Source organism: Streptomyces sp. NBC_01198, from assembly GCF_036010485.1.
GTDB lineage: Bacteria > Actinomycetota > Actinomycetes > Streptomycetales > Streptomycetaceae > Actinacidiphila.
This window is the reverse complement of the sequence record NZ_CP108568.1, coordinates 2,057,569-2,071,589: the sequence shown is the minus strand read 5'-3', so window position 1 is coordinate 2,071,589 and position 14,021 is coordinate 2,057,569. Positions and strand designations below refer to the sequence as shown.

At 71.1% G+C, this 14,021-nt stretch carries 13 protein-coding genes; 10 read left to right on the top strand and 3 right to left on the bottom strand.

Annotated elements, in window-relative coordinates; all coding sequences use genetic code 11:
• Nucleotides 1–44 precede the first annotated feature (44 nt).
• Nucleotides 45–2,015, top strand: a complete 1,971-nt coding sequence (locus OG702_RS09265; protein ID WP_327288367.1) for an ATP-dependent DNA helicase — start codon at nucleotides 45–47, stop codon at nucleotides 2,013–2,015.
• A gap of 87 nt (nucleotides 2,016–2,102) precedes the next feature.
• On the opposite strand, the gene lexA is transcribed toward OG702_RS09265, so the two are convergent.
• A complete protein-coding gene (lexA, locus tag OG702_RS09260; RefSeq protein ID WP_327288366.1) occupies nucleotides 2,103–2,882 on the bottom strand; it encodes a transcriptional repressor LexA in 780 nt (259 codons plus the stop codon).
• Nucleotides 2,883–3,423: 541 nt separating this feature from the next.
• Here lexA and nrdR point away from each other — a divergent pair.
• The 3 genes from nrdR (at nucleotide 3,424) to OG702_RS09245 (ending at nucleotide 7,721) form a co-directional block, all read left to right on the top strand.
• Entirely contained in the window at nucleotides 3,424–3,936 is a 513-nt protein-coding gene (gene nrdR, locus OG702_RS09255) for a transcriptional regulator NrdR (protein ID WP_033173865.1), read from the top strand.
• 118 nt (nucleotides 3,937–4,054) lie between these two features.
• Nucleotides 4,055–6,937, top strand: coding sequence for a vitamin B12-dependent ribonucleotide reductase (locus tag OG702_RS09250; protein ID WP_327288365.1), 2,883 nt, complete (start codon nucleotides 4,055–4,057; stop codon nucleotides 6,935–6,937).
• Between the two features lie 178 nt (nucleotides 6,938–7,115).
• The gene (locus tag OG702_RS09245) at nucleotides 7,116–7,721 is read left to right on the top strand and encodes a DUF4937 domain-containing protein (protein WP_327288364.1); all 606 of its coding nucleotides are present in this window, start codon (nucleotides 7,116–7,118) and stop codon (nucleotides 7,719–7,721) included.
• Between the two features lie 14 nt (nucleotides 7,722–7,735).
• Here the strand turns inward: OG702_RS09245 and OG702_RS09240 are convergent, their stop codons facing one another.
• Entirely contained in the window at nucleotides 7,736–8,395 is a 660-nt protein-coding gene (locus OG702_RS09240; RefSeq protein ID WP_327288363.1) for a TetR/AcrR family transcriptional regulator, read from the bottom strand.
• Between the two features lie 72 nt (nucleotides 8,396–8,467).
• Here OG702_RS09240 and OG702_RS09235 point away from each other — a divergent pair, with 72 nt between their 5' ends.
• From OG702_RS09235 to OG702_RS09210, 6 genes are all read left to right on the top strand, one after another.
• Nucleotides 8,468–9,199, top strand: coding sequence for an SDR family oxidoreductase (locus OG702_RS09235; protein ID WP_327288362.1), 732 nt, complete (start codon nucleotides 8,468–8,470; stop codon nucleotides 9,197–9,199).
• Nucleotides 9,196–10,032 (top strand): SDR family NAD(P)-dependent oxidoreductase, encoded by an 837-nt coding sequence (locus OG702_RS09230; protein ID WP_327288361.1) that lies wholly within the window; start codon nucleotides 9,196–9,198, stop codon nucleotides 10,030–10,032. Before OG702_RS09235 ends, OG702_RS09230 begins: the two co-directional genes overlap by 4 nt.
• Nucleotides 10,033–10,154: 122 nt before the next feature.
• A complete protein-coding gene (locus OG702_RS09225) occupies nucleotides 10,155–10,817 on the top strand; it encodes a phosphoglycerate mutase family protein (protein ID WP_327288360.1) in 663 nt (220 codons plus the stop codon).
• Between the two features lie 56 nt (nucleotides 10,818–10,873).
• Nucleotides 10,874–11,779 carry an ADP-ribosylglycohydrolase family protein gene (locus OG702_RS09220; protein WP_327288359.1) on the top strand — a complete coding sequence of 302 codons (906 nt, stop codon included), beginning with the start codon at nucleotides 10,874–10,876 and terminating at the stop codon, nucleotides 11,777–11,779.
• A 48-nt stretch (nucleotides 11,780–11,827) separates the two neighbouring features.
• A complete protein-coding gene (locus tag OG702_RS09215) occupies nucleotides 11,828–12,520 on the top strand; it encodes a ribonuclease HII (protein ID WP_327288358.1) in 693 nt (230 codons plus the stop codon).
• 54 nt (nucleotides 12,521–12,574) lie between these two features.
• Nucleotides 12,575–13,282 (top strand): hypothetical protein, encoded by a 708-nt coding sequence (locus tag OG702_RS09210; RefSeq protein ID WP_327288357.1) that lies wholly within the window; start codon nucleotides 12,575–12,577, stop codon nucleotides 13,280–13,282.
• Nucleotides 13,283–13,316: 34 nt separating this feature from the next.
• Here OG702_RS09210 and OG702_RS09205 read toward each other — a convergent pair whose 3' ends face one another.
• On the bottom strand, nucleotides 13,317–13,907 hold the full coding sequence (locus OG702_RS09205) for a hypothetical protein (RefSeq protein ID WP_327288356.1): 591 nt from the start codon (nucleotides 13,905–13,907) through the stop codon (nucleotides 13,317–13,319).
• Nucleotides 13,908–14,021 lie beyond the last annotated feature (114 nt).

The window sequence follows — 14,021 nt, the reverse complement described above, 5'->3', positions numbered from 1 at the left end:
AGCCGGACGGCGTTGTCGGTGGCTGCCCGTAGGCTTGCCTTCCTATGACTGACACGCCCCCACCCGCGCTCACCGACCTGCTGCACGCCGCCGTCACCGCCGTCGGAGGCGTGGAGCGGGCCGGTCAGGTCACCATGGCCGAGGCCGTCGCCGCCGCCGTGGACGACAAGTCCCATCTGCTCGTGCAGGCGGGCACCGGCACCGGTAAATCGCTCGGGTACCTCGTGCCCGCGCTCGCTCACGGGGAGCGCGTGGTGGTCGCCACCGCCACCCTGGCGCTCCAGCGCCAGCTCGTCGAGCGCGACCTGCCCCGGACGGTCACCGCGCTGCAGCCGCTGCTGCGCCGTGAGCCGCAGTTCGCCATGCTCAAGGGCCGGTCGAACTACCTGTGCCTGCACCGCCTGCACGAGGGAGCGCCGCAGGACGACGAAGAGGGCCTCTTCGACCCCTTCGAGGCCGCGGCGCCGACCAGCAAGCTCGGCCAGGACCTGCTGCGGATGCGGGACTGGGCCGACGAGACGGAGACCGGCGACCGCGACGGCCTGACCCCCGGGGTGTCCGACCGCGCCTGGGGCCAGGTGTCGGTCAGCTCGCGCGAGTGCCTGGGCGCCGCCAAGTGCGCCTACGGCGCGGAGTGTTTCGCCGAGGCCGCGCGGGAGCGCGCCAAACTGGCCGACGTGGTGGTCACCAACCACGCGCTGCTCGCGATCGACGCGATCGAGGGCACCCCGGTGCTGCCCGGCCATGAAGTGCTGATCATCGACGAGGGGCACGAGCTGGTCTCCCGGGTCACCGGCGTGGCGACCGGCGAGCTGAGCGCGGGCAGCGTGAACCGCGCGGTCAAGCGCGCCGCCCGGCTGGTCAACGAGAAGGCCGCCGACGCCCTGCTGAGCGCCGCGGAGGGCTTCGAGCGGGTGATGGAGCTGGCGTTGCCGGGACGGCTGGAGGAGGTCCCTGAGGACCTCCTCTACGTCCTCGCCGCGCTACGGGACGCCTGCCGCCAGGTGATCACGGCCCTCGGCGACACCCGCGACAAGTCGGTGCAGGACGAGGACGCGGTGCGCAAGCAGGCCCTGGCGGCCGTCGAGCACGTGCACGAGGTCTGCGAACGGCTGGTCTCGGCCTCGGAGTACGACGTGGTGTGGTGCGAGCGGCACGACCGTTTCGGGGCCTCGCTGCGGGTCGCCCCGCTCAATGTGTCGGGGCTGCTGCGCGAGAAGCTGTTCACCGACCGCTCGGTCGTCCTCACCTCCGCCACCCTCAAGCTCGGCGGCGACTTCAACGGTGTGGCGGCCTCGATGGGCCTGGCTGCCGAGGGCACCTCGGGCGAGGACGTGGCGCCGTGGAAGGGCATCGACGTCGGATCGCCCTTCGACTACCGCAAGCAGGGCATCCTCTACGTGGCCAGGCACCTGTCGCCACCCGGCAGGGACGCCGGCCGTGAGGACATGCTGGAGGAACTCGCCGAGCTGATCGAGGCGGCCGGCGGCCGTACGCTCGGGCTGTTCTCCTCGATGCGCGGCGCCCAGACCGCCGCGGAGGCGATGCGCGACCGGCTGGACCACCCGGTGCTGCTGCAGGGCGAGGAAACTCTGGGCGAGCTGATCCGCACCTTCTCGCAGGATGCCAGGACGTGCCTGTTCGGCACGCTCTCGCTGTGGCAGGGCGTGGATGTGCCGGGGGTGAACTGCCAGTTGGTGGTGATGGACCGGATCCCGTTCCCGCGGCCCGACGACCCGCTGATGAGCGCGCGGCAGAAGTCGGTCGAGGAGCACGGCGGCAACGGCTTCATGGCGGTCGCCGCCACCCATGCCGCGCTGCTGATGGCCCAGGGCGCGGGCCGGCTGATCAGGGCGTCGGGCGACCGCGGTGTGGTGGCCGTCCTCGACCCGCGGCTGGCGACCGCCCGCTACGGCGGCTTCCTGCGCTCCTCCATGCCCGACCTCTGGTACACCACCGACCGCAATCAGGTGCGGCGCTCGCTGGCCGCGATCGACGCCGCGGCGAAGGTCTGACGGCCCGGCGGACCACACGGCAGGGCCGGGCAACGAGTGCGCCCCGGAACCGCGTACGGTTTCCGGGGCGCTCGGCACACCCGCGCGTCACACCCTGCGCAGGACCGCCACGACCTTGCCCAGGATGGTGGCCTCGTCGCCGGGGATGGGCTGGTAGGCGGCGTTGTGCGGCAGCAGCCACACATGGCCGTTGTCCCGCTTGAAGCGCTTCACCGTGGCTTCGCCGTCGAGCATGGCGGCGACGATGTCGCCGTTCTCGGCGACCGGCTGGCGTCGCACGGTGACCCAGTCGCCGTCGCAGATGGCCGCCTCGATCATCGAGTCACCGACCACCTTGAGCACGAACAGTTCGCCGTCGCCCACGAGTTGGCGGGGCAGCGGGAAGACGTCCTCGACCGACTCCTCGGCGAGGATCGGTCCGCCGGCCGCGATCCGCCCCACCAGTGGCACGTAGGAGGCCGAGGGCTTTCCCGAGGTGTCGGTCGGCTGGGGGTGCCCGGCGTCGGAGGCACGCACCTCGTAGGCCCGCGGTCGGTGCGGGTCGCGGCGCAGAAAGCCCTTCCGCTCCAGTGCCATCAGCTGATGGGCCACCGATGACGTACTGGACAGGCCGACGGCCTGGCCGATTTCGCGCATGGACGGGGGGTATCCGCGGCGCTGCACCGAATCCCTGATGACTTCGATGACCCTGCGCTGGCGTTCGGTGAGGCCGGAGCTGTCGGCGCGAATACCCGGGGGCCGTCCGGGAAGTGAGCGCGCGGGCTTCGGGCTGTTCTCTTCGTTCATCACGTCCAACGGGCCGATTCGATCCGGGGAGCGGTCATGGGCGGTCAATGTCCCTGTGGCGCTCTCTGCGGTGGTGGTCACGGCGGCCCCTTTCGAGATGTTCTCCCACCGCATGAACTGCGGGAGGCCCGCTTCGCAGCCGCGGGCAGTTAGTACAACGGTAGTGGGTTTCGAAAGGTTGCGCCAAACACACGTTCGAGTGAATTTGCATAAATCCGCTGACGTGATCAAGGTACCGGGTGTATTGATCGAATGGAAGTTCGACCCCCATATCCTGCCCGCCGCCGGCCGGACCGGGCCGCAGGGGCCCCCGTGTGACGCTCCGGCCACGCCGCACCCCAGTGTGTCACCGGCGCCCCGCAGGGGTCCCGGATACGCAGCGGACACGGTCGCGCACACCCGGCGACTTGCGACACGCGCAGCGAGTCGGTTGAATCCACTCCACCACATCTAGTGGTTGGATAGGGCCCGGCCCCCACGGGTTGTGGTCGGAGTGGGGACCCGGCGGGTCCAACGTCAGGGCAATCACCTATGCTTGGGACTGCTTCACGGGGTCGTCAGACGCCGCGGAAGCGTCGTTTTGTCGCGCGCTCACCATGGAGTGAGGGAGGGAGTAGGAACGATGCACTGCCCCTTCTGCCGGCACCCCGACAGCCGTGTCGTCGACAGCCGCACCACCGATGACGGCGCCTCCATCCGCCGGCGCCGCCAGTGCCCCGACTGCGGTCGCCGGTTCACCACCGTGGAGACCGCGTCACTCATGGTGATCAAGCGCAGCGGCGTCACGGAACCGTTCAGCCGCAGCAAGGTGATCGCCGGCGTGCGCAAGGCCTGCCAGGGCCGCCCCGTCACCGAGGACGCCCTGGCCCAGCTCGGTCAGCGGGTCGAGGAGGCGGTCAGGGCCACCGGCAGCGCGGAGCTGTCGACCCACGACGTGGGGCTGGCCATACTCGGTCCGCTCCAGGACCTCGACCTCGTCGCGTATCTGCGGTTCGCCTCGGTCTACCGGGCATTCGACTCGCTCGAGGACTTCGAGCGGGCCATCACGGAGCTGCGCGAGCAGCTGCCACCCACCACTCCTGGCGGGCTCGACGAGGACCTCGGTGTCCCCGCCCCCGCATCCGCCGCCGACTGAGCGGCGCGCAGGACTCAGATTTCCGCCGGAGCGCGCCGCGCGCCGAGGCCATTGACATCACCGTGCTGCGGGAAGAACCGCGCACATCAGGGCGTTTTCGCCCGTATAGGGAGGCGGAATGACAGAGACGACGAGCGGCCCGGCACGCGGTTCCCGCACCAAGGGGTCCAAGACGAGCAAGGGCCTGCGCATCGAGCGCATCCACACCACCCCCGGCGTGCACCCGTACGACGAGGTGGTCTGGGAGCACCGTGACGTCGTCATGACCAATTGGCGCGACGGCTCGATCAACTTCGAGCAGCGTGGCGTCGAGTTCCCCGACTTCTGGTCGGTGAACGCGGTCAACATCGTCACCAGCAAGTACTTCCGCGGCGCGGTGGGCAGTCCGCAGCGTGAGAAGAGCCTGAAGCAGCTGATCGACCGGGTGGTTCTCACCTACCGGAAGGCGGGCGAGAAGCACGGATACTTCGGTTCGCCCGACGAGGCCGAGGTCTTCGAGCACGAGCTGACCTACGCGCTGCTGCACCAGGTCTTCAGCTTCAATTCGCCGGTCTGGTTCAACGTGGGCACCGCCCAGCCGCAGCAGGTCTCCGCGTGCTTCATCCTGTCCGTCGACGACTCCATGGAGTCGATCCTCGACTGGTACAAGGAAGAGGGCATGATTTTCAAGGGCGGCTCGGGCGCCGGCCTGAACCTGTCCCGTATCCGCTCGTCCAAGGAGCTGCTCTCCTCCGGCGGCAACGCCTCAGGTCCGGTCTCCTTCATGCGCGGCGCCGACGCCTCCGCCGGCACCATCAAGTCGGGCGGCGCCACCCGCCGCGCCGCCAAGATGGTCGTCCTGGACGTCGACCACCCCGACGTCGAGGCCTTCATCGAGACGAAGGTCAAGGAAGAGGTGAAGATCCGCGCCCTGCGGGACGCGGGCTTCGACATGGACCTGGGCGGCGACGACATCACGTCCGTCCAGTACCAGAACGCCAACAACTCGGTGCGTGTCAACGACGAGTTCATGAAGGCGTACGAGTCCGCCGCCCCCTACGGCCTGCGCGCCAGGATGACCGGTGAGGTCATCGAGGAGGTCGACGCGCGGTCGCTCTTCCGCAAGCTGGCCGAGGCGGCCTGGGCCTGCGCCGACCCGGGCATCCAGTACGACGACACGATCAACCACTGGCACACGTCGCCGGAGACCGGCCGGATCACCGCGTCGAACCCGTGCAGCGAGTACATGCACCTGGACAACTCCAGCTGCAACCTGGCCTCGCTGAACCTGCTGAAGTTCCTGCGCGACGACGGCGAGGGCCGCCAGTCCTTCGACGCGGAGCGCTTCGCCAAGGTCGTCGAGCTGGTCATCACCGCGATGGACATCTCGATCTCCTTCGCCGACTTCCCGACCGAGAAGATCGGCGAGACCACCCGCGCCTTCCGCCAGCTGGGCATCGGTTACGCCAACCTGGGCGCCCTGCTGATGGCGACCGGCCACGCCTACGACTCCGACGGCGGCCGCGGACTCGCCGGGGCCATCACCTCGCTGATGACCGGAACGTCCTACAAGCGCTCCGCGGAACTGGCCGCGGTCGTCGGCGCCTACGACGGCTACGCCCGCAACGCCGACGCCCACAAGCGCGTCATGAAGCAGCACTCCGACGCCAACGGCGCCGCCCGCAGGGTCGACGACCTGGACAGCCCGGTATGGGCCGCGGCCACCGAGGCCTGGCAGGACGTCATCCGGCTCGGCGAGAAGAACGGCTTCCGCAACGCGCAGGCGTCGGTGCTGGCGCCCACCGGCACGATCGGCCTGATGATGGACTGCGACACCACGGGTGTCGAACCGGACCTGGCCCTGGTGAAGTTCAAGAAGCTCGTCGGCGGCGGCTCGATGCAGATCGTGAACAACACGGTCCCCACCGCGCTGCGCAGGCTCGGCTACCAGCCCGAGCAGATCGAGGCGATCGTCGCCCACATCGCCGAGCACGGCAACGTGATCGACGCGCCCGGGCTCAAGCAGGAGCACTACGAGGTCTTCGACTGCGCCATGGGCGAACGGGCGATCTCGGCCATGGGCCACGTGCGCATGATGGCTGCCGCCCAGCCCTTCCTGTCCGGCGCCATCTCCAAGACGGTGAACCTGCCGGAGACGGCCACCGTGGAGGAGGTCGAGGAGGTCTACTACGAGGGCTGGAAGCTCGGCCTGAAGGCACTGGCGATCTACCGCGACAACTGCAAGGTCGGCCAGCCGCTCTCGGCCAAGAAGAAGGACGACACGAAGGCCGAGAAGACGGCACAGGCAGCCGCGCAGGTCGAGAAGGTCGTCGAGTACCGCCCGGTGCGCAAGCGCCTCCCCAAGGGCCGTCCCGGCATCACCACGTCCTTCACCGTGGGCGGCGCCGAGGGCTACATGACGGCGAATTCGTATCCGGACGACGGTCTGGGCGAGGTCTTCCTGAAGATGTCCAAGCAGGGCTCCACCCTCGCGGGCATGATGGACGCGTTCTCCATCGCGGTGTCCGTTGGCATGCAGTACGGCGTCCCGCTGGAGACCTACGTCTCGAAGTTCACGAACATGCGCTTCGAGCCGGCCGGACTCACCGACGACCCGGACGTGAGGATGGCGCAGTCGATCGTCGACTACATCTTCCGCCGCCTGGCGCTGGACTTCCTCCCCTTCGAGACCCGCTCGGCGCTCGGCATCCACTCCGCGGACGAGCGGCAGCGGCACCTGGACACCGGCTCGTACGAGGCGGGCGAGGACGACGTCGACGTCGAGGGCCTGGCCCAGTCCGCACCGCGGCAGGTCGAGCCCCGCGCGCCGCTGGCCGTCGCCAAGCCCCCGGCGGCGGAGACCCCGGCGCCCAAGGAGGCGCACAACTCCACCGAGCTGCTGGAGATCCAGCTCGGCCTCAACGCCGACGCTCCGCTGTGCTTCTCCTGCGGCACCAAGATGCGCCGCGCCGGCAGCTGCTACCTCTGCGAGGGCTGCGGCTCGACCAGCGGGTGCAGCTGACCGGAGCGCACGGCCGGCTGACCGGCAGGTGACAGCGGTGGGGAGCGGGCCCGCGGGCCCGCTCCCCACCGCTGTGCGCGCGGCACGTCCCCCGCGACTGCCCCGGCGCCGCGGGGCGCCGCGGACCGGAGTGGCGGACAGGGACGATCCGTGGCCTCCGCACCACTACGATGGCGCGGTGTTGGTGAAGTGGATACGCTGCGGCGTCCTGGACCGGGCCGGTTTCGACCGGGGGCAGCGCAGATGGACCGCGCTCAGGGAGCAGCCGGGCTTCCGCGGTCAGGGCGGCGGCTGGAGCCGCTCCCAGCCCGGTGTGGTGCACCTCTTCGCCTTCTGGGACGGGCAGGCGCCCTATGACGCCTTCATGGCCGGGCCGCACGAGGCGCTGGCGGCCAACCAGGCCGGCACCTTCGAGATGCTGGCAGCGCGCACGTTCACCCGCCGGCTGGACGTGAAGGTCGGCTTCGAGCCGCGCTTCTCCGACGCGGACCTGCTGCGGGTCGCGCTCTGCAAGGTGCGCCCGGACCGCGTCGACCACTTCGTCCAGATGCAGGAACGCGTCTGGAACCCAGCGATGGCCGGCTCACCCGGCATGCTGCGTGGCGTCTTCGCGGAGGGTGCGGAGAGCGACTTCCTGGTGCTCTCGGCGTGGAACTCCACCACGGAGCACGGCAAGTACCGCGAGGGAGCGGTGGCACGGCTGTCCGACCGGGCCGGCCTGGACGACGACGTGCTGAACGTGGCGGGCGACGTGGTCGACGTCGTCCAGGCGTGGACGGTCTGAGCGTGCCGGCGCGCTCACGCCGCGCCGTGGGGGCCGGCCGGGGGCGCCCCGCCGGTCGCCACCGACTGGATCGCGGTGGCGGCGCCCGGCCGTAGCAGGGTCGCGAGCGCCGTGGTGACCTGCTCGGCCAGGCCGGTGTCCACCGGGGCGTGCTGGCTGATCAGCCGATACCACATGGTGCCGAAGGCGAAGTCGACCGCGAGGTCGAGCGGCGCGGCCGCGTCGGAGAGCGAGCCGTCCGCCACGCCGCGGGCCAGCAGCGACCGCAGGGCCTGCCGCCGGGGGCCGAGGACGGTGGCCTGCAGGCGGTGCGACAGTGCGGGGTCGTGCTGCGCCTCGGCCATCAGCCCGACCAGGGCGTTGCCCGTGAGTGCGGTGGTGAGCGTGAACGTGGCGTCCAGGAGCGTCCGTACGTCGCGCAGCGTGTCGCCGGTCTCCGGGTCCAGCTGCTCCGCCTTGCGCAACCCGAGGTCGCGCAGGGCGTCGATCAGCACGTCCTGCTTCGCGGGCCACCAGCGGTACACGGTCTGACGGCCGACTCCCGCCGTCTCCGCGATGCCCTTCATCGTCAGCGCCTGATATCCGCCGCTCTGGCACAGCTCCAGCGCCGCGTCGAGCACCGCGCGCCTGGCCGTCTCGCTGCGGGGTCTGCCGCGTGGGGGGGTCTCGTCCATGGGGCCACTTTACAAGGCACGCTGTCTCGCATAGAGTTTACGAGTCACCATGTCTCGTAATCGGAGAGCGCAATGCCCGCATCGACAGAACGCGTCGTCGTCATCGGCGGCACATCGGGAATCGGCCTGGCCACCGCGGAGGAGCAGCTGCGGGCCGGCCGCGCGGTGATCGTCACCGGGCGGGACAAGGGCAGGCTGGACGCCGCGCTCGCTCGGCTCGGGGACGGTGCGTCCGGCACGTCGCTGGACGCGCTGGACGAGACGGCCACCCATGACTTCTTCGCCGGCCTCGGCCCCGTCGACCACGTGGTGGTGGCCGTCACCGGCGCCACCGCCGCAGGACCTTTCTGTGACCTGCCGATAGCCCGGCTGCGCGCCGCCGCCGAGGGGAAACTGGTGGCCCAGACCATCGCCGCCCAGTCGGCCCTCAAGGCGCTGCGTCCCGGCGGTTCGATCACCTTCGTGACCGCCGGCTCCGCCGGTTCGGCACGTCCGGGCACCGCCGGGCTCGCCGCGGTCAACGCGGCCGTCGAGGCGATGGTCCCGGTGCTCGCCGTCGAATTGGCGCCGGTCCGGGTCAATGCCGTGTCGCCCGGCATCATCGACACCCCGTGGTGGGACTGGATGGACGCCGACGCCCGGCAGCAGGCGTTCGACAGCTTCGCGTCGACCGCGCCGGCCGGGCGGGTGGGGCGCCCGGAGGATGTCGCCGGGGCGATCGGGTATTTGCTCGGCGCGACCTTCACCACCGGCGTGGTGCTCCCGGTCGACGGCGGGTCGCGTCTGCGGCCGGCGGCGCTGTGACGGCGCCCGGGCGGCGGACCGTCCTGATCACCGGCTCCACCGACGGTCTGGGCCGCTGGCTCGCCCTGCGCCTTGCCGAGGCGGGCGACCGCGTCCTGATCCACGGCCGCGACGCCGACCGCGCGCAGGAGGTACGCGGCGCCGTGCTGGAGGCCACCGGCGAGGACCGGGCCGAGGTGCTGCTCGCCGACCTCGCCGAGCTGCCGGAGGTCGACCGGCTGGCCGACGAGGTGGCCGCCCGCACCGACCGGCTGGACGTGCTGGTGAACAACGCGGGAATTGGCGGCGCCACACCCGGCGGCGGGCGACAGGTCGACGAGTACGGGGTCGAGCGCCGGTTCGCGGTGAATTACCTGGCCGGATATCGGCTGACCCGCCGGCTGCTGCCGCTTCTGCTGGGGGCCGCGCCGTCCCGGATCGTCAATGTCGCCTCGGCGGGACAGCAGGCCATCGACTTCTCCGATCCCATGCTGGCGAGTGGTTACGACGCGACCCGGGCGTATTCGCAGAGCAAGCTCGCCCAGATCATGTTCACCTTCGACCTCGCGGAGGAACTGAGCGGGACGGGTGTCACGGTGGATGCGCTGCACCCGGCCACGTTCATGGACACCACAATGGTGCGGGAGATCGGCATCAGCCCGTGGAGCACCGTCGAAGAGGGCGGCACGGCGACGCTTCGGCTCATCAATACCACCGGACCCGGGAGCGGGCGCTATTACAACGGGCTCAGCGAGGCGCGCGCCGACCGGCAGGCGTATGACAGGGAGGCACGGCGAAGGCTCCGGCAATTGTCGGACGACCTGATAGCCGGCCGGTCCGGGCTCCGGCACTGAGCCGTGCGCAGGCGCCGGCACGCAGGCCGACCCGGTGCGCTGCCCCGGCCGGCGGCACGATGTGCGAGGTGCCCGGCGGTTCCGGCGCGCTGCCGGCCCGGTCGCACCATAGGCTGATCACCATGGGACGTCCTCGCCGCATCGTGCTCATCCGGCACGGCGAGTCCCAGGGCAACAGGGACGACACCATTTACGAGCGGGTGCCTGACCACGCCCTGGAGCTCACCGCCACCGGCAAGCGCCAGGCCACCCGGGCCGGTGAGGGCCTGCGCGAGCTGTTCGGCGACGAGCGGGTGCAGGCGTTCGTGTCGCCCTACCGGCGCACCTGGAACACCTACCGGGCGCTGGGCCTGGATCCGCGGCTGACCCGGGCCAAGGAGGAACCACGGCTCCGGGAGCAGGACTGGGGCAACTGGCAGGACGTCGAGGACATCCAGCGCCAGCGCAAGGCACGTGACGCGTACGGCCACTTCTTCTACCGCTTCGCGATGGGGGAGAGCGGCGCGGACGTCTACGACCGGGTCGGGGCGTTTCTGGAAACCCTCTACCGCGCCTTCGACCAGGAGGACTTCCCGTCCAACGTCCTGATCGTCACCCACGGGATCACCATGCGGCTGTTCTGCATGCGCTGGTTCCACTGGACGGTCGAGGAGTTCGAGGCCCTGTCCAACCCGGAGAACGCCGAGACCCGCGCTCTGCTGCTCCAGCCGTCGGGCCGCTATGTCCTGGACCGGCCGTTCGACCGGTGGCGCACCCCGGGGCCGCCCGGTGGCGGCGACGGGTGAGTTTCGGCACAAGGAGATTGACCCGGAACAGGCACGATGTCAGAGTTTCCGACGTCATGACGGCTCACACCACCGATTCCGCGCGTGTCTCCCGCGCCATCACCAGCCTCCGCGGCCTTGCCGTAGGGGACGCCCTCGGCTCGCAGTTCTTCGTCCCTGCCCACTACTCGGCACTGCAGAACGGCGAACTGCCGCCAGGCACCTGGCAATGGACCGACGACACCGAAATGGCCTGCTCCGTCGTCGCGGTGCTCGCGGGCCACCGGCGTATCGACCAGGACGCCCTCGCGCTGTCCTTCGCCGAGCACCACGACTTCGACCGGGGCTACGGCCCCGCCGTCAACCGCATGCTGCGGCTGATCCGCCAGGAAGGCGCCGACTGGCGGGAACTCGCCGCGGGGCTCTTCAACGGGCAGGGCTCGTGGGGCAACGGCGCCGCGATGCGGGTGGCACCACTCGGCGCCTGGTATGCGGGCGACCTTGTCCAGGCCGCTCACCAGGCGGAGATCTCGGCCTACACCACGCACCAGCACCGCGAGGCGGTCGCCGGAGCGATAGCGGTGGCCGCCGCGGCGGCGCTCGCCGCCGACCCCGCCGCCCCGCGGGACCCCTCCGACCTGCTGGGCGCGGTCCTCGACGTCGTGCCGCGCAGCGCCGTCCAGGCCGGGATCCGGCGGGCCAGGGACATGCTCGACTACGGCGACGTCGCCACCGTGGCAGCGGTGCTCGGCTGCGGCCGGCGTACGAGCGCACATGACACCGTGCCGTTCGCCCTGTGGTCGGCGGCACGCCACCTCGGCGACTACGAACGGGCGTTCTGGACCACCGCGAAGGCGGGCGGCGACATCGACACGACCTGCGCGATCGTCGGCGGCATCGTCGCGGCACGACCGGGCGGCGAACCGCCGGCGGCATGGACCGAGCGGACCGAAGCGCTGCCGGACTGGGCCGTGACGTCCTGAAGCCCCCATGGAAGTGGCGGCAGGGCGGCGAGTAGGCTGGATTCCGCCATGGCGTATCCACCACCCACTCACACCGTCGAGCGTTCCCTGCGTGCCACGCTCGGCGTGAAGACCGTCGCAGGCATCGACGAGGTGGGGCGTGGCGCCTGGGCCGGTCCGGTCACCGTCTGCGCCGCCGTCACGGGTCTGCGCCGCCCGCCGGACGGTCTGACCGACTCCAAGCTGATCACCCCCAAGCGGCGCACCCGGCTGGCAGCCGTGCTCACCGGCTGGGTCACGTCCTTCGCGCTGGGCCACGCCTCGCCGGAGGAGATCGACACACTGGGCATGACGGCGGCCCTGCGGCTCGCGGCGCTGCGCGCCCTCGACGGCCTGCCGGAGCCCCCCGACGCGGTCATACTCGACGGGAAGCACAACTACCTTGCCGGCGGCGGTCCGTGGCAGGTCAAGACGGTGATCAAGGGCGACCAGTCGTGCGTGTCGGTCGCCGCCGCCTCCGTCATCGCCAAGGTCCAGCGTGACGGCCACATGGCCGAACTCGGCGCGGACTACCTCCCCTTCGCCTTCGACGACAACGCCGGCTATCCCTCGCCCGTGCACCGCTCGGCACTTGAGGACCTCGGGCCGACGCCGCTGCACCGGATGTCGTGGTCGTACCTGGACTCGATGCCGCGCTGGCAGCACTTGAAGAAGGTCCGCGTCCTGGACGACTCAGGGGAACAACTCGGTTTCGATTTCTGATCCAGCACCCACCCACCGCTGCGCATCCGGTGCGCATTTGATAGACATCAGCTCATGCCTCTCACCCCCGAGGAGCCTCAGATTCACGAGAGCGTCCCGGGTCCCCGCACTGCTCCGACCAGCGGCCGGAGTGCGTCGACCCCCCGTCCTGTCCCAGGGCCGCCCCGGCCCGCCGCGCCCCGGCCGGCGCCGCCGAGGGCAGTCGCCGCCGTCGGCTCGGCCCCCGGCCGCGCCGGAACCGGCCACTCGAACAGCGCGCCCGGATCCGCGGCTGCGAACCAGCCCGTGCCGGTGCCCGGTCAGCGTCCGTCCACCATGCCCACTGCGGAGACGTCCACCACGGAAACGCACAGTGCGGCAACCTCCAGCACGGGAACGGCGCAGATCCAGCTGATCCCCGCCCCGGTCGACGGTGCGCTCGACGCGGCCGAGGAGGCCGTCGACCTGCTGCTGGACACCGGACGCGCCCCCGGCGAGATCCTGGTGCTCACCTCCGGCGAGCAGCACCCGTGGGCTAGCCACGAACTGAGCTTCGGCGAAACGTCGTACTGGGCTCAGCACGACGCGGCCGACGACGTCTTCTTCGCCGACATCGCCGCTCCGCGCGCCACGGGCCGCCCCGTCGTGATCGTGGCGCTCAACGGCGGCAGCGACGACACGCTGCCGCGCGAGCTGGCCACCGCGCTGGCCCGTGCGGGGCTCCTGCTGATCGTGTGCGGCGACCCGGCCCGTATCAACAACGCGCTCGGCGCCAGCGCCTGAGCGCTTCCGGGCGGGGCGTCCCGCCCGGTGCCGCTCAGTGCAAGGACGCCCGACGCAGCGTCTGCGGTGTGCCGTTGGCGACCGCGGGCGGCGGGTCGGTCCCGGCGCGCGACCACGAGGCGGCGTTCGGCGTACGCCCGGCGCGGTTCTCGCCGATGACGTGCCAGCCGTCGCCGGTGAGCGTCACGTACGAGCCGCAGCGCAGCCCGTGCAGGGTGCAGGCGTCGCGCAGCCCCCACATCCAGGCGCCGTCCTCCGGGGTCCACCCCGGCGCACCGTCGCGGCAGACCATCAGCACCGCGGTGCGTACGGGCTTGCGCAGGCGCAGGTCGTGCGGGATGACCCGGCGCAGGTGGGACAGCAGCGCGTTGCGCCGCTCCCAGCCGTCCACCACGCCGCTGCGGCCGGTGAACGACGCACTGGCCCTGATCCGCCCGTCCGGGTCGTAGACCGCGACCACCACGGTGGACGGCGCCGGCAGGTGGCGGGCGTGCAGGTCCTTGACCACGTCGCGCGGACTCGCGAGCAGCGGGACGCCGACGTCCGCCCATTCGGCCGGCTCCAGCGTGCGTGTCGCGGTGGAGGCGATGGCGGAGGACGTCCCCGGAACGAAGCCGATGGTCACGGTCCTCCCTTCGCGGATACACCCGTGGACCGGCCGCGGGCGTGCGCCGGTCAGAAGGCTCGGAGAGCCGATCGGGGATCCGTCTCCAATTCTTCCCCGCGTATTGCCCTGCGG

Bases quoted from the DNA above. Each gene is read 5' to 3' on its own strand.
- OG702_RS09265 (WP_327288367.1), top strand. From the start codon at position 45: ATGACTGACACGCCCCCACCCGCGCTCACCGACCTGCTGCACGCCGCC.
- nrdR (WP_033173865.1), top strand. From the start codon at position 3,424: ATGCACTGCCCCTTCTGCCGGCACCCCGACAGCCGTGTCGTCGACAGC.
- OG702_RS09250 (WP_327288365.1), top strand. From the start codon at position 4,055: ATGACAGAGACGACGAGCGGCCCGGCACGCGGTTCCCGCACCAAGGGG.
- OG702_RS09240 (WP_327288363.1), bottom strand. From the start codon at position 8,395: ATGGACGAGACCCCCCCACGCGGCAGACCCCGCAGCGAGACGGCCAGG.
- OG702_RS09235 (WP_327288362.1), top strand. From the start codon at position 8,468: ATGCCCGCATCGACAGAACGCGTCGTCGTCATCGGCGGCACATCGGGA.
- OG702_RS09225 (WP_327288360.1), top strand. From the start codon at position 10,155: ATGGGACGTCCTCGCCGCATCGTGCTCATCCGGCACGGCGAGTCCCAG.
- OG702_RS09220 (WP_327288359.1), top strand. From the start codon at position 10,874: ATGACGGCTCACACCACCGATTCCGCGCGTGTCTCCCGCGCCATCACC.
- OG702_RS09215 (WP_327288358.1), top strand. From the start codon at position 11,828: ATGGCGTATCCACCACCCACTCACACCGTCGAGCGTTCCCTGCGTGCC.
- OG702_RS09210 (WP_327288357.1), top strand. From the start codon at position 12,575: ATGCCTCTCACCCCCGAGGAGCCTCAGATTCACGAGAGCGTCCCGGGT.